The 400-nt window shown below is 55.5% G+C and carries 1 protein-coding gene; it reads right to left on the bottom strand.

The window, feature by feature from the left end:
- On the bottom strand, window positions 1–347 hold a 347-nt coding region (locus EN749_RS38460), incomplete at its 3' end, for an AMP-binding protein (RefSeq protein WP_348629416.1).
- Window positions 348–400 lie beyond the last annotated feature (53 nt).

Below are 400 nucleotides of genomic sequence, written 5' to 3' on the forward strand. Positions count from 1 at the left end.
ATATGTGGCACAGTGTTGTCACTGAAGAGCCGTCCCGAGGTTGCCACCACGGTAACTTCCGTCGGGCCATAGTTGTTTATTAACTTGAGAGGCGACGGTAGCCGGGAAGGCACACGCTGCAGACGGTCACCGCCAATAAGCAAGTACTCCAACATGGGAGTTACCAGCTCGTCTTCCAAAGCCGTTGCAGCAAGCGGCGTGACCAAAAAGGCGGCGTTCAGTGGTTGATCACGCCACCATTGCAGGAGAAGCAGAGGATCTCCTGCTGCCGCCCTGGGCGGGAGCAGCAATGTGCTACGATTGTATAATGCAGACCACAACTCCCAAGCGCTGGCATCGAATGCCATTCCGGCCGTAAGTGTGCAGCAGGTTTCTGGTTGCGGACAAAATGTTTGCACCT

This window comes from Mesorhizobium sp. M7A.F.Ca.ET.027.02.1.1 (genome assembly GCF_004022985.1).
GTDB lineage: Bacteria > Pseudomonadota > Alphaproteobacteria > Rhizobiales > Rhizobiaceae > Mesorhizobium.